Origin of the sequence: Burkholderia sp. EMB26 (assembly GCF_024730645.1) — a bacterium.
In the GTDB taxonomy this organism is placed as follows: Bacteria; Pseudomonadota; Gammaproteobacteria; order Burkholderiales; family Burkholderiaceae; genus Burkholderia; species Burkholderia cenocepacia.
Window position 1 is genome coordinate 2,515,309 of record NZ_CP078071.1, and the last position, 26,402, is coordinate 2,541,710.

General features: G+C 65.8%; 27 protein-coding genes. 18 read left to right on the forward strand and 9 right to left on the reverse strand.

The features are described 5' to 3' along the window. Positions 1-142: 142 nt before the first annotated feature. Entirely contained in the window at positions 143-1,171 is a 1,029-nt protein-coding gene (locus KU887_RS27990) for a DUF1338 domain-containing protein (protein WP_048984289.1), read from the forward strand. A gap of 239 nt (positions 1,172-1,410) precedes the next feature. Here KU887_RS27990 and KU887_RS27995 read toward each other — a convergent pair whose 3' ends face one another. The 3 genes from KU887_RS27995 to KU887_RS28005 all read right to left on the reverse strand — a co-directional run bounded on the left by KU887_RS27995 (position 1,411) and on the right by KU887_RS28005 (position 2,251). Further along, entirely contained in the window at positions 1,411-1,608 is a 198-nt protein-coding gene (locus tag KU887_RS27995; RefSeq protein ID WP_006479804.1) for a CsbD family protein, read from the reverse strand. Positions 1,609-1,661: 53 nt separating this feature from the next. Continuing rightward, positions 1,662-2,012 carry a BON domain-containing protein gene (locus KU887_RS28000; RefSeq protein WP_006484592.1) on the reverse strand — a complete coding sequence of 117 codons (351 nt, stop codon included), beginning with the start codon at positions 2,010-2,012 and terminating at the stop codon, positions 1,662-1,664. A 74-nt stretch (positions 2,013-2,086) separates the two neighbouring features. Next, positions 2,087-2,251 (reverse strand): hypothetical protein, encoded by a 165-nt coding sequence (locus KU887_RS28005; RefSeq protein ID WP_006484627.1) that lies wholly within the window; start codon positions 2,249-2,251, stop codon positions 2,087-2,089. Positions 2,252-2,647: 396 nt separating this feature from the next. Between KU887_RS28005 and KU887_RS28010 the strand changes: the two genes are divergently transcribed. From KU887_RS28010 to KU887_RS28030, 5 genes are all read left to right on the forward strand, one after another. After that, on the forward strand, positions 2,648-4,180 hold the full coding sequence (locus KU887_RS28010; protein ID WP_048984293.1) for a helix-turn-helix transcriptional regulator: 1,533 nt from the start codon (positions 2,648-2,650) through the stop codon (positions 4,178-4,180). Between the two features lie 143 nt (positions 4,181-4,323). After that, positions 4,324-4,515 carry a CsbD family protein gene (locus tag KU887_RS28015; RefSeq protein WP_006495758.1) on the forward strand — a complete coding sequence of 64 codons (192 nt, stop codon included), beginning with the start codon at positions 4,324-4,326 and terminating at the stop codon, positions 4,513-4,515. 423 nt (positions 4,516-4,938) lie between these two features. Continuing rightward, positions 4,939-6,090 carry a branched-chain amino acid ABC transporter substrate-binding protein gene (locus KU887_RS28020; protein ID WP_006495757.1) on the forward strand — a complete coding sequence of 384 codons (1,152 nt, stop codon included), beginning with the start codon at positions 4,939-4,941 and terminating at the stop codon, positions 6,088-6,090. A gap of 165 nt (positions 6,091-6,255) precedes the next feature. After that, a complete protein-coding gene (locus tag KU887_RS28025) occupies positions 6,256-7,428 on the forward strand; it encodes an FAD-binding oxidoreductase (RefSeq protein ID WP_006484555.1) in 1,173 nt (390 codons plus the stop codon). Between the two features lie 192 nt (positions 7,429-7,620). Further along, a complete protein-coding gene (locus KU887_RS28030) occupies positions 7,621-7,830 on the forward strand; it encodes a hypothetical protein (RefSeq protein WP_012493113.1) in 210 nt (69 codons plus the stop codon). A gap of 166 nt (positions 7,831-7,996) precedes the next feature. Here the strand turns inward: KU887_RS28030 and KU887_RS28035 are convergent, their stop codons facing one another. Next, positions 7,997-9,178, reverse strand: a complete 1,182-nt coding sequence (locus tag KU887_RS28035; protein ID WP_258256364.1) for a serine hydrolase — start codon at positions 9,176-9,178, stop codon at positions 7,997-7,999. Between the two features lie 277 nt (positions 9,179-9,455). Here KU887_RS28035 and KU887_RS28040 point away from each other — a divergent pair, with 277 nt between their 5' ends. Further along, positions 9,456-10,583 (forward strand): aminotransferase class V-fold PLP-dependent enzyme, encoded by a 1,128-nt coding sequence (locus KU887_RS28040; protein ID WP_034202808.1) that lies wholly within the window; start codon positions 9,456-9,458, stop codon positions 10,581-10,583. Positions 10,584-10,679: 96 nt separating this feature from the next. Next, positions 10,680-11,249, forward strand: coding sequence for a YdeI family protein (locus KU887_RS28045; protein ID WP_062885263.1), 570 nt, complete (start codon positions 10,680-10,682; stop codon positions 11,247-11,249). Positions 11,250-11,341: 92 nt separating this feature from the next. Here the strand turns inward: KU887_RS28045 and KU887_RS28050 are convergent, their stop codons facing one another. Continuing rightward, complete coding sequence (locus KU887_RS28050) at positions 11,342-11,917, reverse strand: TetR/AcrR family transcriptional regulator (RefSeq protein ID WP_062885264.1); 576 nt, start codon at positions 11,915-11,917, stop codon at positions 11,342-11,344. A 145-nt stretch (positions 11,918-12,062) separates the two neighbouring features. Between KU887_RS28050 and KU887_RS28055 the strand changes: the two genes are divergently transcribed. From KU887_RS28055 to KU887_RS28065, 3 genes are all read left to right on the forward strand, one after another. Next, positions 12,063-12,755: a glutathione S-transferase gene (locus KU887_RS28055; protein ID WP_258256367.1), complete on the forward strand. Its 693-nt coding sequence runs from the start codon at positions 12,063-12,065 to the stop codon at positions 12,753-12,755. Between the two features lie 161 nt (positions 12,756-12,916). Then, positions 12,917-13,291: a VOC family protein gene (locus KU887_RS28060; protein WP_048984307.1), complete on the forward strand. Its 375-nt coding sequence runs from the start codon at positions 12,917-12,919 to the stop codon at positions 13,289-13,291. Further along, on the forward strand, positions 13,291-13,968 hold the full coding sequence (locus tag KU887_RS28065; protein WP_125332260.1) for a hypothetical protein: 678 nt from the start codon (positions 13,291-13,293) through the stop codon (positions 13,966-13,968). The genes KU887_RS28060 and KU887_RS28065 overlap by 1 nt, the downstream gene beginning before the upstream one ends. Before the next feature lie 4 nt (positions 13,969-13,972). Here KU887_RS28065 and KU887_RS28070 read toward each other — a convergent pair whose 3' ends face one another. Continuing rightward, entirely contained in the window at positions 13,973-14,944 is a 972-nt protein-coding gene (locus KU887_RS28070; RefSeq protein WP_258256369.1) for a LysR substrate-binding domain-containing protein, read from the reverse strand. Between the two features lie 135 nt (positions 14,945-15,079). Here KU887_RS28070 and KU887_RS28075 point away from each other — a divergent pair, with 135 nt between their 5' ends. The 4 genes from KU887_RS28075 (at position 15,080) to KU887_RS28090 (ending at position 19,702) form a co-directional block, all read left to right on the forward strand. Further along, positions 15,080-17,380: an NADP-dependent malic enzyme gene (locus KU887_RS28075; protein ID WP_006484543.1), complete on the forward strand. Its 2,301-nt coding sequence runs from the start codon at positions 15,080-15,082 to the stop codon at positions 17,378-17,380. Between the two features lie 236 nt (positions 17,381-17,616). After that, on the forward strand, positions 17,617-18,816 hold the full coding sequence (locus tag KU887_RS28080) for a PLP-dependent aminotransferase family protein (RefSeq protein ID WP_062885268.1): 1,200 nt from the start codon (positions 17,617-17,619) through the stop codon (positions 18,814-18,816). A gap of 12 nt (positions 18,817-18,828) precedes the next feature. Continuing rightward, positions 18,829-19,020: a hypothetical protein gene (locus KU887_RS28085; RefSeq protein WP_200063268.1), complete on the forward strand. Its 192-nt coding sequence runs from the start codon at positions 18,829-18,831 to the stop codon at positions 19,018-19,020. Positions 19,021-19,114: 94 nt separating this feature from the next. Continuing rightward, positions 19,115-19,702: a pyridoxamine 5'-phosphate oxidase family protein gene (locus KU887_RS28090; protein WP_258256372.1), complete on the forward strand. Its 588-nt coding sequence runs from the start codon at positions 19,115-19,117 to the stop codon at positions 19,700-19,702. Positions 19,703-19,727: 25 nt separating this feature from the next. On the opposite strand, the gene gcvA is transcribed toward KU887_RS28090, so the two are convergent. Continuing rightward, entirely contained in the window at positions 19,728-20,618 is an 891-nt protein-coding gene (gene gcvA, locus KU887_RS28095) for a transcriptional regulator GcvA (protein ID WP_006495741.1), read from the reverse strand. A 134-nt stretch (positions 20,619-20,752) separates the two neighbouring features. Here gcvA and KU887_RS28100 point away from each other — a divergent pair, with 134 nt between their 5' ends. Both KU887_RS28100 and KU887_RS28105 read left to right on the forward strand, forming a co-directional pair. Beyond that, on the forward strand, positions 20,753-21,457 hold the full coding sequence (locus KU887_RS28100) for an SDR family oxidoreductase (protein WP_039354670.1): 705 nt from the start codon (positions 20,753-20,755) through the stop codon (positions 21,455-21,457). A gap of 203 nt (positions 21,458-21,660) precedes the next feature. Then, positions 21,661-22,938, forward strand: a complete 1,278-nt coding sequence (locus KU887_RS28105; RefSeq protein ID WP_258256375.1) for an epoxide hydrolase family protein — start codon at positions 21,661-21,663, stop codon at positions 22,936-22,938. Positions 22,939-23,055: 117 nt separating this feature from the next. Here KU887_RS28105 and KU887_RS28110 read toward each other — a convergent pair whose 3' ends face one another. Continuing rightward, a complete protein-coding gene (locus KU887_RS28110; RefSeq protein ID WP_258256376.1) occupies positions 23,056-23,460 on the reverse strand; it encodes a hypothetical protein in 405 nt (134 codons plus the stop codon). Positions 23,461-23,549: 89 nt separating this feature from the next. Further along, positions 23,550-24,935: a PLP-dependent aminotransferase family protein gene (locus KU887_RS28115; RefSeq protein ID WP_006484635.1), complete on the reverse strand. Its 1,386-nt coding sequence runs from the start codon at positions 24,933-24,935 to the stop codon at positions 23,550-23,552. 163 nt (positions 24,936-25,098) lie between these two features. On the opposite strand from KU887_RS28115, the gene KU887_RS28120 reads away from it, so the two are divergent. Continuing rightward, complete coding sequence (locus KU887_RS28120; RefSeq protein ID WP_077056700.1) at positions 25,099-26,385, forward strand: hydroxymethylglutaryl-CoA reductase, degradative; 1,287 nt, start codon at positions 25,099-25,101, stop codon at positions 26,383-26,385. Positions 26,386-26,402: the final 17 nt, after the last annotated feature.

The following is a 26,402-nucleotide window of genomic DNA, read 5'->3' on the forward strand; positions in this document are numbered from 1 at the left end:
TCACATATCAATTTAATCTCGCTTTACGCCCCGCTGCAACCCTTTGAATAATGCTTCCCGTGCAAGGTCAGGCGCCCGCCGGGCGGCCGGCCGACGAGTTGCCGGCACGTTTGCCGGCGGGTCCCCCGAGACGAGAATCCTGATGCGCAATCCGAATATCGACAGCTTGCTGACGAAGCTGCTGGGACAGGCGAAGACCGACGCCCTGTTCTCGACCCTGAACATGCCGGCCATCCTCGAAGAATGGGAAGACGGCGTCGTGACGCGCGCGGAAATCGCGCAGGCGATGAACATGGCGCTGTTCGAAGGGCTGCTCGAGCGTTCGGCGAACGGCCGCGCGTACACGGCCGAGGCGATCGAAAACGGCGGCTCGGTCTATTTCGACCACGGCGCGCTGCGCACGGTGCGCTGGCCGTACACGGGCGCGCTGCCGCCGGGCGAGGCGGCGTTCACGCGCATCCTGCGTCCGCTCGGCTTCCGCCTGAACGGCCGTTACCCGCTCGACAAGCTCGGCATGACGGGCCGCGCGTATGCGCATGAAGACGCGCCGGACGAAATCGCACAGTTTTTCGTCAGCGAACTCCATCCGGAGCGCTTCTCGAAGGAATTCCAGCAGGCGGTGACGAACGTCGTCAGTTCGTCGCGCGACCCGCTGTCGCCGGCGGCCGTCGCGCTGCTGTGGGAAGTCGAGCGCGAAGGCTGGCTGTCGCTCGAAGCCGCGCACGCGCTGCTGCCGGAAATCGTCGGCGCGTTCGCGCGCCAGCACGATGTGCCGAACGAGCTCGACTACGAAACGCTGCTGATGGAATCGGCGGAGATGGCGTGGATCGCGACCGAAGGCAATGCGTTCAACCATGCGACCGACCGCGTCGCCGACGTGTTCAAGCTGTCCGACGACGAGAAGGCGAAGGGCCGGCCGATGAAGCCGGAGGTCGAGCGCTCGCGCTCGGGCCGCGTGTTCCAGACGGCCTATCGCGCGGATACCGTCGAGCGCGAATTCCGCACCCGCGACGGCGGCACGGTCAAGCGCAACGTGCCGGGGTCGTTCTACGAATTCATCACGCGCAAGCGCACGTTCGACCAGGCGGCGCGGCGCTGGGTGACCGACCTGCGTTTCGACGCGGGCAATGCGCAGGGCATCTTCAAGATGACGGCGAACGCGGCGAAGTAAGCACGGCGCGTCACGTATCGCGTGCACAAGCAGAAGGGCCGGCGGCTGATTTCAGCCGTCGGCCCGTTTTCATTGACGGGGCGTCGCGTGCGTCAGAAGAGGTGCGTGACCAGAAAAAACAGCACCAGCAGCCCGATCGGTACGCCGAGCAGCCATGCGATCAGATATTTGCCCATGTCGTTGTCCTCCGCGTGGCCGCGACGCGGTGCGCGTCGCGGCGGGGTGAGACGACTGGCGCGTTACAGCTCGCGGTCGAATTCCTTCAACTGCTTCTCGGCTTCGTCGCGGGCGATCCCGTAACGCTCCTGGATCTTGCCGGCCAGATAATCGCGATTGCCTTCCGCGACCTGGAGATCGTCGTCGGTCAGCTTGCCCCACTTGGCCTTCAGCTTGCCGGTGAGCTGCTTCCACTGGCCCTTGATCTTGTCTTCGTTCATGGTGTGCTCCTTTCGTAAGGGGAGAAAAGTGCGGCGCTCGGCCGCGGGGTAGCTCAGGCCTTCGCCTTCAGGCCGGATGCGTCGACGTGCTTCACGCCCTTGATCGCGCGCGTCACGGCGATGGCCTTCTTCACGGCGACCTTCGTCGGCAGCACGCCCGTGAGCGTGACGACGCCGTCGACCGTCTTCACGCTGATGTCGGTGCTCTTCACGCCGTCGGTGGTTGCGAGCTCACCTTTCACCTTGGTCGTGATCCACGTGTCGGTGACCGGCTGATTCGATTCGCTCGCCATGCCGCTGTCGGTCGACGAGGCCTGGGCGTGCGCGTTCGTGAGCGGGGCGGCGGACAGCAGGAAGGCCGCGCTGACGGCGAGCAGGGTCGAAAGGTGCGAGGTCTTGTTCATTGATGTTCTCCTTCGATTGGCGGGTTGAATCAATCAGTCGGTGAGCACGGCGCGTTCCCGTGCGTTCGTGTGCCTCAGCGGGCGATCGGCGTGTCGTAGCCGGGCTCGCGCGGCGGCATGTCCGGGCGCGGCACGTCGGGTGGCAGCGGTACCGGCGGGTCGGTGCCGGGCGCCGGCTCGGGCGGATTGTCCGGGGCCGGTTCGGGCCGCGTCGGATCGGGTGTCTGATGCAATTTCATCCGGGTGTCCTCCCTCTGCGGTATGAAAGGGCAGCGCATGAGCGCCGATGCAGTACCAGCGTACCGACGCGAACGCGAGCGGACATCGCGCAAATTCACCGGATCGGTTAGTGCGTTTGCACCGGGGACGGAACAGACGGTGGGGCGGGGACATGCACCACGACCCGGGCAACGCGGCGCGACAGGCGCGCCGGCCGCACCGCACCATTCGGCGGGGCACCGCACGATCACGGGCGGCATGCGAATGTACTATTCGAGATAGTGCATTCGCGCGTGTCGCGCCGTTGCGCGGCACGCGATCATCGCCGCACGCGCCGGCCGGGGCATGCCGTTGCAACGGGCGCCCGGCCGGCGCTCGGGTTGACCGCTCATGTTGACGACAGGGACAACGATTCGATGAACGAACAAGTAGACGAACAGGCGCTCAAGTCGCATACCGACCGGCGCCAGCTGCACCAGATCATCGCGGGACTCACCGAGGGCGTGATCCTGATCGAGCCGGACCAGCGGATCGTCTGGGCGAACGAGGCCGCGCTCGCGATGCATGGCGTGACCGAGCTGAAGGCGCTCGGCGCGGACGTCACCGAATACCGCGAGCGATTCCGGCTGCGCTACCGGAACAACCATCCGGTGCGCGACGGCCACTATCCGATGGATCGCGTGATCGCCGGAGAGGAGTTCAGCGACGTGACGGTCGAAGTCGAATCGGCCGCCGACGCGTCGGTGAGCTGGGTGCACCGCATCCGCAGCCTGGTGCTGACGAACGCGGCCGGCGAACCCGACTGCCTCGCGCTCGTGCTGCACGACGCGACCGAATGGGCGAGCGCCGAGGAGCGCTTCGAGCGCACCTTCAACGCGAACCCGGCGCCGGCCGTGATCTGCCGGCTCGACGACTTGCGCTACGTGAAGGTCAACCAGGGCTTTCTCGACATGACGGGCCACGCGCGCGACGACGTGCTCGGCCGCTCGGTGTACGAGGTCGACGTGCTCGAACAGGCCGAACGGCGCGAGCTCGCGATCGAGCGGCTCGGCGAAGGCGCGACGATTCCGCAGATGGAGGCCGTGCTCAAGCTTGCCGACGGCAGTACCAAGGCGGTGGTCGTCGCCGGGCAGCCGATCGACATGAACGGCGAGGCGTGCATGCTGTTCACGTTCATGGATCTCGAGCCGCGCAAGCAGGCCGAGCGCGCGCTGATGCAAAGCGAGGAACGCTTCGCGACGGCCTTCCGGATGGCGCCGGTCGCGATGGCGATCGTCACGGCGGACCGTTTCGAGCTGCTCGACGTGAACGATGGGTTTGCCGCGATGACGGGCCATGCGCAGGCCGACCTCCTTGGTAAATCCGCGGACGAGATCGGGCTGTGGGCCGAACGCGGTGCGTGGTCGCGCATCGAAGGCCGGCTCGCCGACGACGGCCACGTGCGCAACGTGGACGTGCAGATCCGCACGCGCGACGGCGACGTGCGCGATTGCGTCGTGTCGGCCGACCCCGTCGCGATTCACGGACGCGACTGCCTGCTCGTCGCGCTGCTCGACATCAGCGACCGCAAGCGCACGGAGATGGAGCTCGTCTACGCGATCGAGACCGCGATGCAGGATGCGTCGTGGTTCAGCCGTACGCTGATCGAGAAGCTCGCGAACGTGCGGCGCGCGAATGCGCCGGATGCGGGCGCGCAGCTGTCCGACCTGACCGCGCGCGAGCGCGACGTGTTCGACCTGCTGTGCCACGGCCTGGCCGACAAGGAGATCGCCGGCCGCCTCGGGCTCGCGCCGAACACCGTGCGCAATCACGTCGCGACGATCTACGCGAAGCTCGACGTGCACAGCCGCGGCGAGGCGATCGTGTGGGCGCGCGAGCGCGGGATCGTCGGCACGGCCGAACCGAACGGCGCGCGCGGCGACAAGGGCGGCGCGAAGGGCAAGGACTGACCGCGGCGGTACGAATGCACCATGCCGATTGGTGCATCCGCATCTGCCGCTCGCGGCGTCCGATTGCGATCCTGTCCACTCGGCGGTGCGGCGCAGGGGCGCGGCGTCGCCGGCTCTCCCCCAAACCATCGCAGGAGATGACCATGGACAGGAATCGCATCGAAGGCAAGCTCAAACAGGTCAAGGGTTCGGTCAAGGAAGCACTCGGCAAGGTGACGGGCGACCGCGAGACCGAAGCGGAAGGCCTGGCCGAACAGCAGGCCGGCAAGCTTCAGGAGAAGGCCGGCGAGGCGGCCGATGCGGTGCGCAAGCATACGGGCACCGATCGCCACTGAGCGATGACGCGGCGCCCGCCACGGGCGTCGCGAAGGCCGGCCGGGCCGGCGTCGCAGCGATGATGCGTGGCCGGCATGACCATGGCCGGCCTTTCTCCACGGGCGCGGCCGCCATTTCCTGCACGAGCACTCCATCCACGGCCCCCGTCGTACGGGCCGCGGATCGGCCATGACCCCGGAACTTGATGACAAATCCTCACAACGTAGTTCCGATATTTCGTTTGCTGCACGGGTATTGGCTACCCACAATCCATTCACCTCTTTCGCGGTGAAAGGTTCTTCGGAGACGGAACCGCGGTGATTGGCCGGCCGGGCGGACGCATGAAATGCGCCTCTGGCAGTGCAAGCAGTCACCGGCGCGCAGGAGGTTGCCGACGCGCGTCATTCGCGCGTTGCATCCCGACCCTCAGAAGAAGGACTGCCATGACGTTCCGCATTCGTTCGCTTTCCGGCGCTGCACTGACCGCCGCGCTTCTCGCGTTCCAGACGGGCGCGGCTCATGCGCAGGAGACGATCGTCAAGGTCGGCGTGGCCGGCCCGCTGACGGGCGGCGGCGCCGCCTACGGCAAGGACATCGAGAACGGCGTGCGCATGGCGGTCGACGAAGCGAATGCCGCGCGCACGACGGTCGGCGGCAAGCCGGTGAAATTCGTGATCGCGTCGCAGGACGACCAGAGCGATCCGCGCACCGGCGTACAGGCCGCGCAGCAGCTCGCCGACGCACAGGTCGCCGTCGTGATCGGCCACTTCAATTCGGGCACGACGCTGCCCGCATCGAAGATCTACGCGAAGGCCGGCATTCCGATGATCACGCCGTCGGCGACCAATCCCGACATCACGCGCGCCGGGCTCGACACCGTGTATCGCGTGATCGCGACCGACACGCAGAACGCCGGCAACGCCGGTGCGTATGCGGCGAGCGTGACGAAGGCGAAGCGCATCGCGATCATTGACGATCGCACCGCGTTCGGCCAGGGCGAAGCCGACGAATTCGAGAAGTCGGTGAAGGCGAACGGCGGCACGATCGTCGCGCGCGAATTCACGAACGACAAGGCCGTCGACTTCAGCGCGCAGCTCACGAAGATCAAGAGCACCAATGCCGATCTCGTGTTCTTCGGCGGCCTCGACGCACAGGCCGCGATGCTCGTGAAGCGCATGCGCCAGCTCGGCATCCGCGCGCAGTTCCTCGCGGGCGGCGGCGTGATGAACGCGAACTTCATCCGGCTGGCCGGCAATGCGGCCGAGGGCGCGTCGGTGTGGGAATACGGGCAGCCGCTGTCGCGTCTCGCGAAGGGCAAGCTGTTCGAAACGAAATTCAAGCAGAAGTACGGCGTCGACATGCTCGCGTATGCGCCGTTCGCGTACGACGCGACGTGGATCGCGATCAACGCGATGCAGAAGGCGAACTCGACCAAGCCGGCCGATTTCAACGGCGCGCTGAAGGGCACGCGCTACGACGGCATCACGGGCACGATCGCGTTCACGAACACGGGCGACCTGAAGAACCCGAGCTCGACGCTGTATGAAGTGAAGAACGCCGCGTGGCAGCCCGTCACGACCAAGTCGGCGGACTGAATGCAACCCGCGTGAGCGGGCTTTCGCGGCGATGCCGGACGTGCTGAAATAGCCGGAGCGATCGCCCACGAAGGCTGCCCGCGCGACGCCGCGCGAGTCGCGGCACGAACCACCCAACGGGCGCGGCCGGCTGGCTGCGCCTTTTACGTGTAACCGGAGTCAGTCGTGAGTTCTCAAGTCGTCATCGTCGGCGGTGGTGTGATCGGCAGCTCGATCGCGTATTTCCTGCGCGCCACCGATCCCACGGTCGCCGTGACCGTCATCGAACGCGATCCTACCTATGCAAGATCGTCGTCGGCGCTGTCGGCCGCGTCGATTCGCCAGCAGTTTTCCACGCCGCTGTCGATCGAGATGTCGCTGTTCGGCATCGAGTTCCTGCGCACGATCGGCGAGCGGCTCGAAGTGGACGGCAACCGGCCGTCGATCGATCTGCACGAAGGCGGCTACCTGTTCCTCGCGACGCCGGCCGGCGACGCGACGCTGCGCGAGAACCATGCGCTGCAGACCAGCCTCGGCGCGGATATCCGGCTGATGGACGGCGACGCGCTGCGCGCGAAGTTTCCGTGGCTGAACGTCGACGATCTCGTGTCGGGTGCGTACGGCGTGAGCGGCGAAGGCTGGTTCGACGGCTACGGGCTCGTGCAGGCGCTGCGCAAGAAGGCGCAGGCGCTCGGCGCGCGCTACGTGCCGGCCGACGTGAAGGACGTGGTGCGCGATGGTCGCAAGATTACGCATGTCGTGACGGACGACGGCGAGCGCTACGCGTGCGACACGCTCGTCAACGCGGCCGGCGCATGGACGCGCACGCTGTCGTCGATGATGGGCATCGACATTCCGGTGTTTGCACGGCGTCGCAGCATCTTCAACGTATCGTCGCCGGCGAAGCTTGCCGATTGCCCGCTGCTGATCGATCCGACCGGCGTGTATTTCCGGCCGGAAGGGCGCACGTACATCTGCGGCACGTCGCCGAGCCCCGATCGCGACCCGGACGACCTGCCGCTCGACGAAGTCGACCACGACCTGTTCGACGACGTGATCTGGCCGACGCTCGCGCATCGCGTACCGGAATTCGAGGCGCTGCGCGTCGAGAATTGCTGGTCCGGTTACTACGAGTACAACGTGTTCGATCACAACGCGATCATCGGCTACCACCCGGAACTCGACAACGTCGTGTTCGCGAACGGCTACAGCGGCCACGGGCTGCAGCAGGGGCCCGCGACGGGGCGCGGCGTCAGCGAACTCATTCTGGGCGGGCGTTACGACACGCTCGACCTGTCGTCGCTCGGCTGGGCGCGCGTGCTCGAAAACCGGCCGATCGTCGAAAAGAACGTCGTGTAGCGCGGCGTGACCGCCCGGTATGGGGTGGGCGGGATTCTCCTAGTGTCTCAAACCCGTTGGCCCGACTTTCGTCGGGCCTTTTTTTGTCGTCGGCAGGCTGATCCGTACCCGATGTCGTCGATGTCGGAATGTGGCAACATCGCGGAGGTTTTTACACACTGACTGTCTACTTGAGCAACGGGGGGCGCTGGAATGAGCGACATCGCCATCGATATACCGTGGCCGGTCATGATGCTGATTTTGGGCATCAGCTATTGGCCGTTGTGGCTGCTTGTCGGTGCCGGGTTGATGTATTTCGGTATGACGCGTCTGCGCGGGATCGGGCGTATTGCCTGTATCGTCGCTGCGGTCTTGTTCATCGCTTATACCGGCTTGGGCTTGTACGTGATCCTTGCCAGGTAGGGGAAACGTCCGTGACGGCGTGCGATAACGATGCGATCAGCCGGAATTGACGTTGCGTCGATTCAGGGCGCTCGCCGCACGTTATTCGCCATGCCGGGCGCGAGGAAGTGGCCGAGCCGCATGGAACGAGACTGGCCCGGTTTTGCCGGGCCTTTTCCATTCCGCGCTACCGCACGCCATAAATCGCATCGCGCAGATCGAGCGTGTACTGCCCGTTCATCCCTTCGTAGAGCGTGTTCGACAGCGACACGACGGTGAGCCCGCGTGCGCGGTCGACGAACCACGAATGACCGTAGACGCCGCCCCAGCGCCACGTGCCGACGGATTCCGGCGACGCGGCCGCCTGCGGGTCGTGCAGCACCGAGAAGCCGATTCCGAAGCCCGCGCCGGGCAGGTCCGGCAATTCCAGATCGCCGGTCTGTACGCGGCCCATCTCGTCGACCAGCTCGGCGGGCAGGATCGCGCCGCCGCCCGCGCGCAACGTGTCCAGCACCGTCAGCACGTCGCCGGCGGTGCCGACCATCCCGGCGCCGCCCGACGGGAACGCGTGTGCATCCAGCGCACGCGACGGCGAGTACGTGACGCCGACGAACCCTTCGACGATGGGTACCGTCTCGTTCTCGGCGAGCCGGTGCGGCTGCGGCGTGTCGTTGACGTACGGCGTCGCGAGCCGCGCGGGATCGCGTGCGACGAACGCCGTGTCGTACACGCCGAGCGGGCGCAGCACGAGCGCATCGATCGCATCGGGGAGCGGCACGCCGCAGACGGCCTCGATCAGCGCGCCGATGACGTCGATCGACAGCGAGTAGTTCCAGCTGGTGCCGGGCGCGAACAGCAGCGGCACGCTCGCGATCCGGCGCAGGTTGTCGGCGAGCGTGATCGATGCGGCATCGAGCCCGTCGGAGACGCCCGCACGCGCATACGGGCCGTTCGCGTCGGTTTCGTTGAAGCGATAGTCGAGGCCGGCGGTATGCACGAGCAGCTGGCGCACCGTGATCGTCGGCACGCGGCCGTCGGGCAGCGCCGGACGGAATTCGGGCAGCCAGCGCGTGACGTCGTCGTCGAGCGACAGCTTGCGTTGCGCGACGAGCGCCATCGCGGCCGCCGAGACGATCGGCTTCGTCACCGATGCGAGCCGGAACAGCGTGTCCTCGCGCATCGGCGTACGCGATTCGCGGTCCGCGAAGCCGGCCGCGCGGCGATAGACGAGTTCGCCGTCGCGGGCGACGAGGACGACCGCGCCGACGAGGCGCTGCGTGTCGAGCTGGCGGGACAGGACCGCGTCGATGCGCTCGGCGAGCGCGCGATCGGTTGACGACTGCAGTGACGATGCGGGAGAGAAGGTCATCGAAAATTCCGTCGTGAAGGGCCTGGTCGACATGTTATGGGACGCGCGCCGCACGCGTCGTTAACCCTTACATGGAACGGGGCGATGTGCGCGGCAGGGGCCGGCGTCGACGAATACCGGGCCCCGCAGCAGACAAAATATGCCCCAATCGACCGGCGTCGTTCGTTAGAATCTGCTTTCGTCGAGGAAATGACGCATTTGCATGGGTGCAGAGCAGTATCGAATCGAAGACGCTGCTTGTCCTGATTTCATCGTTCATCTTTCACCGGAGGCGAGCATGCCAGGTTTACTTCCCGATGTTGACCGCGAGGGGCTCCTCGAATATTCGGTGGTGTACACCGATCGCTCCGTCAACCATATGTCGCAGCGCTTCCAGGGCGTCATGCGCGACATCTCCGCCACGCTGAAAAACGTCTACAACGCGAAGTCGGTCGCGATCGTTCCGGGCAGCGGGACGTTCGGCATGGAGGCCGTGGCGCGGCAGTTCGCGACGAACAGGAAGTGCCTCGTCATCCGCAACGGCTGGTTCAGCTTCCGCTGGTCGCAGATTTTCGACATGGGCGGCATTCCGTCCGAGACGACGGTGCTGAAGGCGCGTCCGGTCGAAGCGGGCAGGCAGGCCGCCTATGCGCCGGCGCCGATCGACGAAGTGGTCGCCGCGATCAACGAGCACAAGCCCGATCTCGTGTTCGCGCCGCACGTCGAAACCGCGTCCGGCATGATGCTGCCCGATGCGTACCTGCGCGCGGTGGCCGATGCCGTGCATGCGGTCGGCGGCATGTTCGTGCTGGATTGCATCGCGTCGGGCACCGTGTGGGTCGACATGCAGGCGAGCGGCGTCGATATCCTGATCAGCGCGCCGCAAAAGGGCTGGAGCGCGTCGCCGTGTTGCGCGATGGTCATGTTGAGCCCGCTCGCGCGGGAACGCATCGATTCGACGACGAGCACCAGCTTCGCGTGCGATCTGCGCAAGTGGCTGCAGATCATGGAAGCGTACGAGGGCGGCGGGTTCGCGTACCACGCGACGATGCCCACGGACAGCCTCACGACGCTGCGCGACGTGATGAAGGAAACCGAGGCATATGGCTTCGACAAGGTGAAGGCGGAACAGCTCGAACTCGGCGAGCGCGTTCGTGCCGTGCTGACGGAGAAGGGATTCAGAAGCGTGGCCGCGAAAGGGTTCGAGGCGCCGGGTGTCGTGGTCAGCTACACGGACGACGACGGTATTCGCACCGGGCAGAAATTCGCCGATGTCGGTTTGCAGATCGCGGCGGGCGTGCCGTTGCAATGCGACGAGCCGGCGGACTTCAAGACGTTCCGGCTCGGGTTGTTCGGTCTCGACAAGCTGCATGACATCGATGGGGCGGTGAAGCGGTTTGCCGATGCGTTGAACCGGATTGTTTGACGCGGTTTTGCGCAATGGCGTGTTCCGGCGGCTGCCGCTCATTGGTTGAGCGGCGGCTTTCGAGTCGTTGAAAACGCAACCATTCAGGATCGTGTCATGACCGAATGCGCGCTGACGTTCGCCAGTCAGGCCGAATGGGAAAGCTGGTTGGGGCAAAACGGCGGCACGTCGACCGGAGTATGGCTGCGGCTCGCGAAAAAAGGCGTGGAGCAGCGAACCGTCACCTACGAACAGGCGGTTGAAAGCGCCCTCTGCCACGGCTGGATCGATGGCCAAAAGAAAGCCGAGAGCGAGCAGTATTGGTTGCAGCGCTTTAGCCCGCGTTCCGCGAAAAGCATCTGGTCAAAAATCAACAAGGACAAGGCCGAAGCGTTGATCGCCGCAGGCAGGATGCAGCCGTCTGGCCTGTCCGAGATCGACAGGGCCAGGAAGGACGGCCGCTGGGAGGCGGCCTATACGTCGGCCAGCAACTCGATCGTGCCGGACGACTTGCAGGCGGCGCTGGACGCCAATCCGAAAGCCGCGAAGTTTTTTGCAACGCTGAACAGCCGTAATCGCTATGCGATCCTGTTCCGGATACAGAACGCCAAGAAGCCGGAAACGCGGGCGCGCAAAATCGCGGAATTCATCGACATGCTGAAGCGGGGCGAGACTTTTCATTCGTAGAGAGCGGGCTTCTGACGGCGTGGAGCGCCCGATTGATCATCACCCGTTCGCGAACGTTCGACGTCGCCCGAAGCCGCGTCGCCGCTGCACGGCTACGCGGGCAAAAGGCCTGCCTTACGATAGCTGTCGATCAGCGCGTCGTAGAGCGAGAGATCGGCACGGCTGCGCGCGATGAGCTGAGCGCCGGCGATGGCGGCGAAGATGGCCCGCGCCCGCTGTTTGCTCTCCCGAGCGCCGACCACTGCCGCCGCGGACAGCACCTTGCTCAACCACGCCACGTTCACGTCGGCGAAGGCCAGCACTTCCTTCGTCACGACTTCCGGCAGGTCGTCGGTTTCGGCGGCCATGAAGCTGCACAGGCACAGGCGGTTGCCGGTCTCGAGCGCCTTGCGAAAGGTACCCGGATAGCGACGCAGGCAATCCAGCGGATCGCGCGATCGGGCCAGCATGTCGTCCAGCGCCGCCGCTGAATCTTCCCGATAACGCCTCGCTACCGCCGCGCCGAGATCGGCCTTGCTTTCAAAATGGTGGTAGATGCTCGCGGCCTTGATCCCCACCTCGTTGGCGAGATCCCGATAGTTCAAGCCGCCGTAACCGTGCGTCTGCGCGAGCCGCGTGGCGGCTGCCAGAATTCTTTCTCTCGAGTTCGAGCTCGCGTCGTTCGTCACTGCGTCAGTCTCCGCGCACGGGAAATGGTGTTGACACTCCGGATTGTACCTTATATGGTTAACCTAACAAACGTTAGGTAGATTCGCGGGCGACGTGTGTTCATGTCGTCCGATCCAGTGCAAACGACCATGGAGCGCGCCTGCAATGACTTCCCGTACCGCCAATTTCGACGTAGCCCGACTGCCCGTGATGAAGGTCTACGATTTCCCGACCGGGCCCTATCCGACCCGCGTGCGCATCGCGCTGGCCGAAAAGGGGCTGCAATCGCGCGTCGAGTTCGTGATGGTCGATCTTTACAAGGGCGAGCATAAAAAGCCCGAGTTCATCGCCGGCAAGAATTATTCGGGTACGTTGCCGGTGCTGGAACTCGACGACGGAACCTGTATCGCCGAGTGCACGGCCATTACCGAATACCTCGACGCACTCGATGGCGCGCCCACGCTCACCGGCAGCACGCCTGGCGAAAAGGGCATCATTCACATGATGAGCAAACGCGCCGAGCTGGAGCTGCTCGACGCCGTCAGCGTCTATTTCCATCACGGCACGCCGGGGCTCGGCCCCGACGTCGAGACGTATCAAAACCCGGAGTGGGGGTTCCGCCAGCGCGACAAGGCGCTGAGGGGCATGCGCTACTTCGATGCCGTTCTGCAAAGCCGGCCGTATGTCGCGGGTGCGACGTTCTCGATGGCCGACATCACCGTCATCGGCGGTCTGATCTTTGCGATGCTCGTGAAGCTTCCGGTTCCTGAGGAATGCGAAGCGCTTCGCGCATGGTACGCGCGCATGCGGGAGCGCGAGAGCGTCAGGAGCCAGCCGGTGTTCGCCGCCTTGACCTGAGCCGCCGCGGATGCGCGTCGACGTGTGTGAGGGCGCATGGGGAAACCAGTGCATTGCACGATCGGAGAGCGGCTTCGGTCACCGCTATTCCCGTATCATCTGTCCGGTTCGCCAGGACCGTATCACTGTCCATCCCAAGCTCATTCATCCGGGGGAGCCCCATGTTCGACCACGTCAAATTCGGCGTCAGCGACTACGCCGCCAGCAAGGCGTTTTTCCTCAAGGCGCTTGAACCGCTGGGCGTCGTGATCGTCGGGGAAGGCGAGCCGTCGTACGGGATAGAGATCAGTGCGCCCGGCAAGCCTTCGCTGTGTTTGTTCCAGACCGACGAGAAGCCGGCGCATCTCCACATCGCATTCGTGGCCGACACGCGGCAGCAAGTCGATGCGTTTTACCGCGCGGCGCTGGAGGCTGGTGCGAAAGACAATGGCGCGCCCGGGCTGCGGCCGCATTATCACGCGAACTATTACGCGGCGTTCGTCACCGGTCCGGATGGACACAATATCGAGGTGGTGTGTCATCGGGGGGAGGGGTGATGCGCCGGATCGGTAAAACGCTCGCGGTGATCTCGAGCGTGGCGACCGTCGGCATCGCCCACGTTCAAGCAGCCTCCGGCGAAACTGCATTCCCGCGTTTCACGCAATCCGAAGGCAAGCTCGATGCCGACGGGCTTCCGCTGTCGGGCGTGAAGCTCTGCGTGCTGCCCGACCGTGCGCCGTGTTTCGAGATGCCGCCGAAGCTTGTCCCCGGTTCCGCCAAGGAGCTGTACCAGTTCGGTCTGAATCCACGCTCCGAACGGCTGCCGATTGCGTCGGGCGGCTCGTGGGTGTTTTTCTCGGGAATGTTCTCGGGTGGCGGCAGCGGAATGCTGGAACGCGTGGCTGTCCTGCGTGTCGGCGCGAATGGCAAGATCGAGAACCTGATGCCGATCGTCACCGAAACCGAGATGGCCGATCGTGCGATGTGGAGCGTGCCGCAGGTGTCGCCGTATCCGCTGTTCGTCCGGGCCGACTACGTGTGGGGAAAGGGCGAGGATCATTTCGGCAAGCACGTCTTCGACGTCGACGCATGGACGTTCGATCCCGCCGCCAATCGATACGCGAAGCGCTTTTCCTACCGGACGAGCAAACGCTATGACAGAGGCGAAGGCGCGGATCGCGTGCTGAGTGCCGAGCGTCCGGAGATCCTGCGGCGCCTCGCCGCCGCCCAATAGCGTGTTACCGCTGTGCGTCCCCGTAAGTCTCCTTGCACACCGCGCGTAGCGCGTCGACGAGCAGATCGCGCGCGGGCGACCGCGAATCGGCGGAACGCGTGAACAGCGCGATGGGCGGCAGCGTCCACACCAGCGAATACGGCACGATCGCCACGCCGGCGATCCGCACCAGCTCTTCCGCGATATCGGCCGGCACGATCGACACGGCTTCGTCGCTCGACGCGATCATTTCGCCGATCAGCTTCGACGAATAGCTTTCGACGATCGGCACGGGCGGCGCGATGCCGGCCGACAGGAACAGGTCGGTCACCTGGTCGCGCATCGGCGTGTGCGGCGCGCCGAGAATCCAGTCGAGCGCGTGCAGCTTGTGCCAGTCCAGCGGCGTGCGAGCGAGCTTGGCCGCCAGGCGCCGGCTCGCGATCATGCGCGGCTGCTGCTGGTACAGCACTTCGAACGAAACCTGCCCGAGATCGATCGCCGACGACGCGCGCCCGATCACGATGTCGACACTGTGATCCTTGAGTTGCAGCAGCAGCTGATCGCTGGTGCCTTCGTGAATCGTCACGGTCAGGCGCCGCTCCATGCGCGCTTGCAGCCGCTTCAGCGCGGCCGACAGCATCTGGCCGGAGATGAACGGAATCACGCCGATGTGCAGATGGGCCGCATGCCCGGCGGCGACGGCCTCCATCTCGCGGGCGAGGTGGTCGAGATCCTTGATCATCGCCTTCGCGCGCTCGAGCACGACCGCGCCGAGCGCGGTGGGCCGCATGCCGCGCGACGAGCGCTCGAACAGCGGCGTGCCGAACATGCTTTCCAGTTCGGACAGCGCGTTCGTCACGGCCGGCTGGCTGCTGGCCATGTGTTCGGCGACCCGCGTCAGCGATCCGTGCTGCTGGATCTGCAGCAACAGCACCAGATGCCGGATCTTCAGACGCGCGCCGAGCCGCCTGACCACGTCGTTTGCGTCAAAATTCATTGACTGGTCATGTATTCATCAAAAAAAAGTGATGGGCCGATATTAAAACAGAATCATCACGTTATGGCGGATCCCTAGAATCCCCTTCATGGATCGCGCCGGGATTGGCCTGGCGCCCACGCCGGGACCCAAAACATGAAACAGACAGAGACACAGCAGCAGGCCGCGTTCGACTACCACGAGTTTCCGACCCCCGGGAAGATCTCGGTCGTCGCGAGCAAGCCGCTGGTGACCCAGCGCGATCTGGCGCTGGCCTATACGCCCGGCGTGGCGAGCGTGTGCGAGTCGATCGCCGCCGATCCGCTGCAGGCGCACCGCTTCACGAGCCGCGGCAACCTGGTCGGCGTGATCACGAACGGCACCGCGGTGCTCGGCCTCGGCAACATCGGCCCGCTCGCGTCGAAGCCGGTGATGGAAGGCAAGGCCGTCCTGTTCAAGAAGTTCGCCGGGATCGACGTGTTCGACATCGAGATCAACGAGACCGATCCGGACAAGCTGGTCGACATCATCGCCGGCCTCGAACCCACGTTCGGCGGCATCAACCTCGAGGACATCAAGGCGCCGGAATGCTTCACCGTCGAGCAGAAGCTGCGCGAGCGCATGAAGATTCCCGTTTTCCACGACGATCAGCACGGCACGGCCATCACCGTTTCCGCCGCGTTCATCAACGGGCTGAAGGTCGTCGGTAAGTCGATCAAGGAAGTGAAGGTCGTGACGTCGGGCGCCGGCGCGGCCGCGCTGGCGTGCCTGGACCTGCTGGTCGACCTCGGGCTGCCGGTGGAAAATGTGTGGGTGACCGACATCGAGGGCGTCGTCTATCGCGGCCGCACCACGCTGATGGACCCGGCCAAGTCGCGCTTCGCGCAGGAAACCGACGCGCGCAAACTCGCCGAAGTGATCGGCGGCGCGGACGTGTTCCTCGGCCTGTCGGTCGGCGGCATCCTCACGGCGGACATGCTGAAGGAAATGGCGGCGCGGCCGCTGATTCTCGCGCTGGCCAACCCGACGCCGGAAATCTTCCCGGAACTGGCGCACGAGACGCGCGATGACGTCGTCATCGCGACGGGCCGCTCGGACTACCCGAACCAGGTCAACAACGTGCTGTGCTTCCCGTATATTTTCCGCGGCGCGCTCGATGTGGGCGCGACGACGATCACGCGCGAGATGGAAATCGCCGCGGTGCACGCGATCGCCGGGCTGGCCGAGGAAGAGCAGAACGAAGTCGTCGCGGCGGCCTACGGTGCCTACGACGTGTCGTTCGGCGCGCAATACCTGATTCCGAAGCCGTTCGACCCGCGCCTGATCGTGCGGATCGCGCCGGCGGTGGCGAAGGCGGCGATGGAAGGCGGTGTGGCGACGCGTCCGCTCGCCAATCTCGATGCGTACGTCGAGCAGTTGCAGCAATTCGTCTACCACTCGGGCGCATTCATGAAGCCGCTGTTCGCGACCGCGCGTCAGCTCGTGCGTGACGGCGGCAAGGCGCGGATCGTGTTCACCGAAGGCGAAGACGAGCGGGTGCTGCGCGCGGTGCAGGTGATCGTCGACGAGAAGCTTGCGCGGCCGATTCTGGTCGGGCGTCCGGAGGTGCTGCTCGCGCGCATCGAGCGATTCGGCCTGCGTCTGCGACTCGGTCAGGATGTCGAAGTGACCAATCCGGAATACGACGAGCGCTTTCCGCAGTACTGGACGAAGTATTGGGAACTGCGCTGCCGCGACGGTATTTCGAAGGAAATGGCGCGCGTGGAAATGCGCCGCCGCCTGACGCTGATCGGCGCGATGATGGTGCAGCTCGGCGACGCGGACGGGATGATCTGCGGGACGGTGGGCGAGTATCACAATCACCTGCGGTTCGTGGATGAAGTGATCGGCAAGAAGCCGGGTGCGTCGACCTACGCGGCGATGAACATCCTGTTGCTCGATCAGCGCACGGTCGCGCTGGTGGATACGCACGTGAACGACAACCCCGATGCGGAGCAGATCGCGGAATTCACGATCGCGGCGGCGCGCCAGATGGAATGGCTGAACCTGACACCGAAGGTCGCGCTGCTGTCGCGGTCGAATTTCGGGTCGGGGAGCGCGGCTTCGGGTGTGAAGATGCGCCGGGCGCTGGAGATCGTGCGGGAGCAGGCGCCGGATATCGAGGCGGATGGCGAGATGCATGGCGACTGTGCGCTCGATGAAGGGCTGCGGGCGAAGTTGCTGCCGATGTCGCCGTTGAAGGGCGCCGCGAATTTGCTGGTTTGTCCGAACGTGGATGCGGGGAATATTGCTTACAACCTGCTCAAGACCGAGGCGGGGAGTAATGTGGCGGTGGGGCCGTTCCTGTTGGGCGTTAATGCGCCGGTGAATATTCTTACTTCCAGTGCGACCGTGCGGCGGATCGTGAATATGGCCGCGCTGACGGTGATCGAGGCGAATCGGGGTGTGGCGGGCTGATTGATTGGTTTTGTGAGGGGCGGCTGAGGCCGCCCTTCGTTTGTCGGGACCGGTCAGAAAGTGAAAATGACCATTAATGACCAAACCGCAAGACCTAGTGCATAGATATCGTTTGCCGAGCCCTTAATGACTATCGACAATCGTGGCTCGAATTCACCGCCGCGGCGCCAGAAGCGCCTTGGCGGCCGGCGCTCGACGGCTATCCCGGCCGTCCGCGCCCACCAGCTCACGACGACATGTACGCGTTCACGCCCTCATTCCAAAACCCTGCCGGCTCGCCGATCCGCGAGTTGTTCAAGTACCTGTCCGAACCGGGCATGATTTCCTTCGCGGGCGGCTATCCGGCCAGCGACCTGTTCGACGTCGACGGCCTGAACGCGGCCGCCGAACGCGCGTACGCGCAACCCGTCCGCTGCCTGCAATACGGCCCGACCGACGGCCTCGCCGAACTGAAGCAGCAACTGATCGCGCTGATGGCGCGGCGCGGCGTCGCGTGCACGCCGGCCGAACTGCTCGTCACGACCGGCTCGCAGCAAGGCCTCGACCTGCTGCTGCGCGTGATGGTGTCGCCCGGAGACGTCGTGCTGACCGAACAGCCGGCATATCCGGCCACGCTGCAGGCCATGCGCTTGCAGCAGGCGCGCATCGTGACGATTCCCGTCGATGGCGCGGGCCTCGACGTCGATCGTCTCGGCGAACAACTCGCGTCCGGCGCGATCGCGCAGCCGAAGCTGCTCTACACGGTCCCGACTTTCGCGAACCCGACGGGCGCGACGCTCACGCGCGAACGCCGGCTGAAGCTGCTGCGTCTCGCGGTGCAATACCGTTTCCTGATCGTCGAGGACGATCCGTACGGCGACCTGCGTTTCGCGGGCGAAGCCGTGCCGTCGATGCTCGCGCTGGCCGGTGAAGTGGACGGCGCGCGCGACTGGCTCGTGCATTTCGCGAGCCTGTCGAAGATCGTCGCGCCGGGGCTGCGCGTGGGCTGGACGATCGCGCCGGCCGAGATCACGCGGCGCTGCGTGATCGCGAAGCAGACGGTCGATCTGTGCAGCACGCCGTGGACGCAGGCTACTGCCGCCGAATATCTGGCCGACGGTGCGCTCGAACGCCATCTGCCGCGCATCACGGCCGCGTACCGGCGCAAATGCGACGCGATGTGCGACGCGCTGCGCGACGGGTTCGGCGATGCGATCGAATTCCATCGTCCCGAAGGCGGGATGTTCGTGTGGGCGCGGCTTGGCGCGGTGCCGTCGGACGTGCTGCTGCAACAGGCGATCGCCAACAAGATCGTGTTCGTGCCCGGCAAGGCGTTCTTCGCGGACAACGTCGACGCGGCATCGCTGCGCCTGTCGTTCGCCGCGCCGGACGTCGATGCGATCCGGGAAGGCGTCGCGCGCCTCGTGCGCGCGTATGGTGCGGCACTGGCCGCGTGAGGAGACATCAGCGTGAATATCACCGTCAACGAAACGGCATCGATGGGGGCGGCGGCGAGCGCCGCGTATAAGCAGCCGGCGAAGCATCGCTCGTCGCAGATCAGCGCCGGGCCGCAATATGTGGCCGACGTGCTCGGCCGGTTCGGCGCGGAGCCGGCGCCCGACGCTGCCGATGCGGCGCCGGTCGTGCTCGGCTACAACTGACCGGCACAACGGCGGCGACGCATCCCATGCGCGCCGTCGCCGCAACAAACGGTTAAGCTTGCGCGATCGAAACACCGACGATCGCCGCCGCCCCATGTCCGACTCGACCTCCGCATCGCTCGCGCAAACCCATGATCGCCTCTGGTCCTGCCTCGAATCCGGCGTCAGCGTGCAGCGCTCGCCGTTCACGATGTTGCAGGCGGCGACGCTCGGCCTCGACGGTGCGCCGAAGGTTCGGACGATCGTGTTGCGTCAGGTGAATCGCACGGAGCGCGTGCTGTCGTTTCATACCGATGCACGTTCGGAGAAGGTCGCGGAGTTGCGTCGCGATCCGCGCATCTCGATCGTCGCCAATGACCTTGATGCACTCGTGCAGATTCGCGCGGAAGGCGTTGCGTCGATCTGCGACGACGAAGCGCAGCGGCGCGCGATCTGGCAATCGAGCCGTCCGCATACGCTGCTGCTGTATCGCGCACCGTTGCCGCCCGGTACGCCGGTCGCGTCGCCGGAAGCCGCGCATCCCGACAGTACCGCGCCGACCGGCGACGGCTACGAAAACTTCTGCCTGATCCACATGACGGTCACGCGCATCGACTGGCTCGAACTCGCGCGCGCCGGCCATCGTCGAGCGGTATTCGACTTGAACGACAGCGGCGACGAAGCCCGCTGGATCGCCCCCTGAGGCCAGCCAGGCGAGCTCACGCGGCTCAAGGCCGCCCGTCCGACGCGGCCTGGATCATCCACGCGCGCATTACCGCGATCGCGTCGTCGTCGCGGCGCTCGGCCGGATACACGAGATAGAACCCCATCGACAGCGGAAACGCGAAGTCGAACGGCTTGCACAGCCGTCCGGCAGCGATGTCGCGCTCGACGAGCGGCTCGGTCGCGAGCGCGATGCCCTGACCGGCGACGGCCGCGTCGATCGCGAGCGACGTCTGGTTGAAGCGCAGCCCCTTGTGCGGATCGACGTCGACCGGTTCGGGCATCGCCGCGAGGAATTCGGGCCACAGATCGTGCGCGTCGTGCAGCAGCACCTGGCCAGCGAGCGCGCGCGGCGAAGCCGGCGCGGTCAGCACCGACGGGCTGCACACCGCGTACACGTCGAGCGGGAACAGCGCATGGGTGGCGAGATGCTTGCCGAACGGCGGCTTGCCGTAGCGGATCGCGAGGTCGACGCCGTCGTGGCGGAACGTCGCGATCTGCGGATCGGCGATCACGCGCACGTCGTAGTCGGGATGCGCGTCGGTGAACTGCGCGAGCCGCGGGATCAGCCACTTCGACGCGAACGACGGCGTCGTGCTGATCGTCAGCGCGGCGCGGCGCTTGACGAGCTTGTCGGTCGCGTCGGCGATCGCGTGCAGCGCGCGCTGCACGTCGGAGAAGTACGCGGCGCCGTCGTGCGTGAGCGCGAGGCCGCGCGGCAGGCGCTCGAACAGCTTCAGGCCGAGCACGTCCTCGAGGTGGCGCACCTGCTGCGCGACGGCGCCCTGCGTGACACCGATCTCGTCGGCGGCGGCGCGGAAATTGAGGTGCCGCGCGGACACTTCGAACGCGCGGAGCGCATTCAGCGGCGGCAGGCGGGAAGGGCGTGGCGGCATCGTCAGGCTGTAGAAAAACTATCGGCTGGCGGCAGAAATACTGGTTCGACAGCTGGAATCGATGCGCCTACATTACCACCATGGCGCGCCGAATGGCGGCTGCGCGGCGGCAGAATCGAAACGAGGAGCGGATCGTGACTGTAGAAAAAGTGGCGCTGATCACGGCGGCGGGCAAGGGCATGGGCGCGGCGATCGCGCGCGAACTGGCGGCGACCGGCTACCGCGTCGCGCTGATGTCGCCGTCGGGCAGCGCGGTGGCGCTCGGCGAGGAACTGGGTGGCTTCGGCATCCAGGGCTCGGTGACGGAGGAAGCCGATATCGACCGGCTCGTGCAGGAAACGGTCGCGCGCTACGGGCGGATCGACGCGGTGGTGAACAACACCGGCCATCCGCCGAAGGGCGAACTGCTGGCGATCACCGACGACAACTGGCACGCGGGCCTCGACCTGATCCTGCTGAACGTGGTGCGCGTGATGCGCCGCGTGACGCCGATCTTCCAGAAGCAGGGCGGCGGCGCGGTGGTCAACATCTCGAGCTTCGCGGCGGACGCGCCCGAGCAGCCGATGCCCGTGTCGTCGGCGCTGCGCGCTGCGCTGAGCGCATGGACGCGCCTCTACGCGGAACGCTATGCGGCCGAGAACATCCGGATGAACGCGGTGCTGCCGGGCTTCATCGACAGCTGGCCGGAAACGCCGGAGATCGTCGCGCGCATTCCGGCCGGCCGCTTCGGCAAGACCGGCGAGATCGCGAAGACGGTCGCGTTCCTGCTGTCGGACGGCGCGGGCTACATCACCGGGCAGAACATTCGCGTCGACGGCGCGATCGTCAAGGCGCTCTGAGCGCCGCATCGGCGAGCAGCCATACAGGCGTGGCCGCTCGCCGTGCAACAGCTACAAACGCGTACAAATCAGACAAATCCGGGATACATCAGACCTTTCAAATGGGCGACGCCGCGTGACGAGGGCGCGCCGGATTGAAAGCCTGGGCGCGATCTCGCGCGCGGCATGTTCACTTTCCACTTCACGAAAGGAGATGCCGAACGATGTCTTCCACACCGTTTTCCCCGATGCGTCGCCACCTGCTGGCCACTTCCGTGGCCGCCGGGGTGTCGGCGATGCTGCCCACCGCGCTGCATGCGGCCACCGGCGCGAGCGGCATACGCCCGTTCCCCGCGCACATTCCCGATGAAGCCGTGGCCGACCTGCGCCGTCGCATCGCCGCGACGCGCTGGCCGGGCCGCGAGACCGTCGCCGACGAATCGCAGGGCGTGCGGCTCGCGCGCATGCAGGCGCTGCTGCGCTACTGGGGCACCGACTACGACTGGCGCAAGGGCGAGGCGCGCCTGAACGGTTTCCCGATGTTCATCACGGAAATCGACGGGCTCGACATTCATTTCATTCACGTCCGCTCGCGGCACGAGAACGCGATGCCGATGATCATGACGCACGGCTGGCCCGGTTCGATCTTCGAGCTGCTGAAGGCGATCGGCCCGCTGACCGATCCGACCGCGCACGGCGCGAGCGCGGACGATGCGTTCCATGTCGTCGTGCCGTCGCTGCCGGGTTTCGGTTTCTCGGGCCGGCCGACGAAGACCGGCTGGGGTTCGGATCACATCGCGCGCGCGTGGGGCGAGCTGATGGCGCGGCTCGGCTATACGCGCTTCGTGTCGCAGGGCGGCGACTGCGGCTCGGTGATCTCGCACCGGATGGCGATGCAGCGCGTGCAGGGTCTGGCCGGGATTCACGTGAACATGCCGGCGACGGTACCGCCGGATATCGCGACGCTGCTCGCGACCGATGCGCCCGCGCCGGCTTCGCTGTCGCCGAAGGAGAAGGCCGCGTACGAGAAGCTCGCGACGTTCTATCGCGACAACTGCGGCTACTCGGCGATGATGGTCACGCGGCCGCAGACGGTAGGTTATGCGCTGGCGGATTCGCCGTCCGGGCAGGCCGCGTGGATGTACGACAAGATCTCGCAGTGGACGTACAGCGGCGGCGTGCCCGAACGCTCGATTCCGCGCGACGAGATTCTCGACGACATTTCGTTGTACTGGTTGACCAATACAGCGACGTCGGCCGCGCAGATCTACTGGGAGGATCACTCGAACAACTTCAACGCGGTGGATATCTCGTTGCCGGCGGCGATCACGGTGTTTCCGGGCGAGATTTATCAGGCGCCGCGCAGTTGGGCCGAGCGCAGTTATCACAACCTGATCTACTTCAACGAAGTCGACAAGGGCGGGCACTTCGCGGCATGGGAGGAACCGGAATTGTTCGCGCGTGAAGTGCGTGCCGGGTTCCGGCCGTTGCGGCGCGTGTAGGCGGGGTCGGTGCGATGAATGCGGGCCGGCCTGTTGCGCGGCCCGCGTTTTTCAAACACCGGGTTTCGATACGGATTGAATCCTCGCGTGAGCATTAGAGTGGCGATGGGGTGCCTGTCAAAAGAGGCTGCACGACCAGTGTGAATCCATCAGCTTCCCGACAATCGCCGCGGCAAAGTAGATGCCGGTTAGCGTGACCAGGAACCCTATCCATGTCACCTCGATTCGTTGAAAACGTCGGACAATCGACGCAGCTGCGGCGCAGACAACAAGTCCGATCAACATGCTGGGCGCATGATGGATGACGCCGGCCATCACGGCGAAGGCCGAGAGAAACAGCGCCCAGTTCAGCGCGTCGCCGAAGGAACTGCAGGAGGCCGTGGAATAGCCGAAGAAGCCCGCAAACGCGAGAGCCGGAAGCCCGAGCACGATCCAGATCATCGCGAGCCAGAATGGCGGTCCACTCGCGGTTCGTTTCAACGAATGCATGCCTTGTTCATCGATATCGGCCAAATCGATCACCTCGAATTGAATGGATGAATACCGCGCAACGTCGATGGCGAATCGGCGCGCGGCTACGGTTGCTTCCCTTTTCCAACGACATGCCGCGCCTATGCAATCGCCTGCAACGCCTGCGCAAACCGCTTGTCCGCCAGATACGCAACGTTGAACCGGCAATACTTCGACGGACGATCGGCCTGCGGCGAGAACACCGCCCCCGGCGCGAGGATCACGCCGCGCTCCAGCAGCGCCTGCGCGAGCGACATCGAATCCGGCCAGCCGGGCAGCGCGGCCCACAGATACAGGTTCTGCTCGCACGGCCGATAGACCTCCGCGCCGAGACGGCCGAGCGCATCGAGCGCGGTGCCGGTCGCACGCCGCAGCTTCTCCTGCAGATGATTCGTATGCCTGAGAAAGTGGCCATCGCTGACGATCGCATCGAGCGTGCGTTCGCAGTATTCCGAGCTGCTGACGTGCGTCAGCATCTTCACGTCGGCGAGATCGCTGGCAAGCGCCGCATTGCACGCGAGAAACCCGACACGCAGCGCGGCCGACACCGATTTCGAAAAACTGCCGATATAGATCGTGCGGCGCAACTGGTCGAGCGTCGCGATGCGCGTGAGCGAGCGCGGCCGCAGGTCGGCCAGCGCATCGTCCTCGACGATGATCAGGTCGTGCGCGTCGGCGAGCTGCAGGATGCGGTGCGCCTTGGCCGCGCTCGTATCGGTCGCGGTCGGGTTGTGGCCGACCGATTGCGTGAAGAACAGTTTCGGCCGGTACGCGGCGATATGCTCGGCCAGCTTCGCGACGTCGGGGCCGTCGATCTCGCGCGGCACGCCGACGATGTTCGCGCCGCTCAGTTTCAGCTTGCCGAACAACGGGTAGTAGCCGGGATCGTCGACGAGCACGGTGTCGCCGGGGCGCACGAAATAGCGCAGCACGAGGTCCATCGCCTGGTTCGCGCCGTGCGTGAGCACGATCTGCGCGGGCGGCGCCTCGATCTCGTAACCGGCGAGCTTCTGTTGCAACGACTGGCGCAGCGGCAGGTAGCCGAAGCGGCTGCCGTAGCGGAACAGCGATGCGGCGCTCGTGCGCATGATGCGCTGCTGGTACTGGTTCAGCCGCGTTTCCTCGAGCCACTCGATCGGCGGGAAGCCTTCGCCGAGATTGAGCACGTCGGGCTTCACGTGCAGTTGCTCGCGCATCAGCCACACGATGTCCATCGCGCGGTCGAGCGAGCTCGGCTCGTCGAGGTCGGGCGTGGCCGCCGCACGTCGCGTGACGAAGAAGCCGGAGCCGCGGCGCGGCTCGATCAGGCCGTCGGCCGCGAGCATCTCGAACGCGCTGATCACGGTGTTCTTCGAGCAGCCGGACGCCTCAGCGTATTCCCTGATCGACGGCAGTTTCGCGCCGGCCGGCAACACCCCTTCCTCGATCTGTCTGGCGAGATTGTCCGCCATCGCGCCAGACAGGCTGGCTTTTGCACGCTGTTTCATCGGAATCTTCCGTCGGGCCGGCTCACTGTCATGGGTACGGTTGAGGGACTGTCTGCGCCGTCTGTACCTTTTCAATGGGTACAGCGTGACTATTATTCGGCTATCCACTGCCCGCCGCAAGCACCGACGGGCAATACCGCCACCCCGCAACAGTCAACCCATCATGCCGATCGATTCCGCCTTGCCGAACTTCCGCTCGCTGACGCCCGAGCAACGCCTGTCCCACCTGGCCCGCGTCGTCGGGCTCGACGATGCCGAGCACGCGCTGCTCGCCCGACCGGGCGCGCTGCCGCTCGATACCGCGAACGGAATGATCGAGAACGTGATCGGCACGTTCGAGCTGCCGATGGCGGTGGCCGGCTACTTCCGGATCAACGACCGGGACGTGATCGTGCCGATGGCCGTCGAGGAGCCGTCGATCGTGGCGGCCGCATCGTACATGGCGAAGCTGTCGCGCGCGGCGGGCGGCTTCCGCACGTCGAGCAGCGGCCCGCTGATGCGTGCGCAGGTCCAGGTGGTCGGTGTCGACGATCCGCACGGCGCGCGGCTCGCGATCCTGCGTCATGCGGCCGAACTGATCGCGCTCGCGAACAGTCGCGACAAGGTGCTGGTCGGCCTCGGCGGCGGCTGCCGCGACATCGAGGTTCACGTGTTTCCCGACACGCCGCGCGGCGCGATGATCGTCGCGCACCTGATCGTCGACGTGCGCGACGCGATGGGCGCGAACACGGTCAACACGATGGCCGAGACCGTCGCGACGCGCATCGAGGCGATTACCGGCGGCCAGGTACGGTTGCGGATACTGTCCAACCTCGCCGACCTGCGGTTGGCGCGCGCGGAGGTACGGTACTCGGCCGCGACGCTCGCGACCGACGATTACGCCGGCGAAGCGGTGATCGACCGCGTGATCGACGCATACGTGTTCGCGGCGACCGATCCGTACCGCGCGGCGACCCACAACAAGGGCATCATGAACGGCATCGATCCGGTGGTGGTCGCGACCGGCAACGACTGGCGCGCGGTCGAGGCCGGCGCGCATGCGTACGCGAGCCGCAGCGGCCGCTATACGTCGCTGACGACGTGGGAGAAGGCCGCGAACGGCGACCTCGTCGGCACGATCGAGATGCCGATGCCGGTCGGGCTCGTCGGCGGCGCGACGAAGACGCATCCGCTCGCGCGCCTCGCATTGAAGATCATGAACGTGACGTCCGCGCAGGAACTCGGCGAAATTGCGGTCGCGGTCGGGCTTGCGCAGAATCTCGGGGCGCTGCGTGCGCTCGCGACCGAAGGGATCCAGCGCGGCCACATGGCGCTGCATGCGCGCAACATCGCCGTCGCGGCCGGCGCGACGGGCGCCGACATCGACCGGATCGCGCAGCGGATGGTCGCGGCGAAGGACGTGCGTACCGATTTCGCCGTCGAGCTGCTCGCGGGCCGCAGCGACGGCTGACGCGCCGCGTGATCGAC